This window comes from Paractinoplanes ferrugineus (genome assembly GCF_016862195.1).
Lineage (GTDB): Bacteria > Actinomycetota > Actinomycetes > Mycobacteriales > Micromonosporaceae > Actinoplanes > Actinoplanes ferrugineus.
The window spans coordinates 1-1,545 of record NZ_BOMM01000114.1 but is presented as its reverse complement, the minus strand read 5'-3'; the positions used below and the strand labels follow the sequence as shown (position 1 = coordinate 1,545).

Genomic DNA, 1,545 nt, shown 5'->3' with positions numbered 1-1,545 from the left:
ATTTCTTCGGTTTTTTGTTGCTGCTGGCTGGTTTCGTGCTGGTGACGGTGTGGACGTCGTGGCGGGTCGTGGGGTGGGTGTTGCGGCGGCCGGGTGGCCGTCCGGGTCCTGGCTGGGAGGGTTTCGGTGCGGCGGCGGGAGTGCCTGCTTTGCCGTGTAGGTGCCGAAACCCGCGCCGGACTCGGGCGGGGGTGAGTCGTTCGGGTGGGGCGGGGCGTTCCCAGGGCCGGCGGAGGTCCGCGACGGCGGTGCGGGCGAGGCGTAGCTGGGTGTAGGCGGCCAGCACGAGCCAAGTCCACCGGTCGGCGGCGGCGGGGTTGCGTAGTTTCGGGCTGGTCCAGCCGAGGGTCTGTTTGAGCATGCGGAAGGTGTGCTCGATATCGAAGCGGCGTAGGAATGCTTGCCAGAGCAGGTCGGTCATGGCGGCGTCGGCTTCAGGGTGGGACCACCATAACCAGACCGGTTTCGCGGTGGCGCCTGACGGCAGCCGGTCGACGGTCAGCAGGACGACAGTGCCTTCGATGATCGGCAGGACGCCGATGTGTGTGGTCCAGGCGGTGCGGTGGGTCAATCGTGGGTGCAGCCGGTTCCAGGATCGGGCGGTCGCCATGCCGTAAAGCCGGGTGTCGGTGACGGTGGCCGCGTCGGGTTCACCCCAGCTGGCCGGGGCACCGAAGATGAACTCGCCGCCGTGTCGTGGTGGACGGCCGTTGCCGGCCGGCTCGGACGGTGCGTGTCGGCGCAGAACTCGGTCGGAGCGCATCCGCACCAGCATCGTCACCGGCAGGTCGGCGAGCAGGAACGCCAGCCGGGGACCGTCGTAGCCGGCGTCGGCAACGATCCAGATGTTCTTGTCGCCCGGCTGCCATTGCCCGGCCGTGATCAGCCGTTGCACCACCTCCCGCAGCTGAGCGGCGGTGACCGTTGCGGTGTCGTCGCCCGGGCCGAGCCGGCGGACGTCCAGCGGCGCGGTCCACGAACTGCGACCGGTCTCCAAAGCGGTGACCAGTGAATACGGCCAGCCTGGGATCATCATGTGGGTGTCCTTGCCACGCCCGTAGGTATGGCAGAGCATCCGCTGCGGGCTGGTGTGTGCTTCCGGGCGCAGCCAGCAGGTGACGTCCACCGCCAGCACGATGCGTCCGTCCGCGGCCCGCGGGACCGGCACCCCGGCGACCGCCGTCTTCAGCGCTTCGATGTCAATGCGGCCCCGGTTCAGCGCCGCGTACAACGAGCCGTGACCACGCCTATGTTCACCCGCCAGAGACAGCTCGACCAGCGACCGCACCGGCGTATCCCCGCACAACAAGGCGTCGGTGAGCTCGAACAACGCGTCCGAGCGAGCGGTCAGACACCGGTGGAACTCTCGCCGGAACCCGGCGAGCCGCCCGAGCGTCCCGCCCGGATCGACGTCATGCACACTGATCATCAGACAGCCCTTGATTTTGATCTTTCTTCCCTAGACAAGAGGAATGATCGATCAAGGGCTGTCGCCATGATCAGCCGGGGTCGATATCTCCAGGCCGCAGGTTAAAGCTCAAGCTA

General features: G+C 67.7%; 1 protein-coding gene. It reads right to left on the bottom strand.

Going from position 1 to position 1,545, the window contains the following annotated elements:
- The coding region (locus Afe05nite_RS43470) for an NF041680 family putative transposase (protein ID WP_203823218.1) at positions 1 to 1,429 on the bottom strand (1,429 nt) is incomplete at its 3' end.
- Between the last annotated feature and the right edge of the window lie 116 nt (positions 1,430 to 1,545).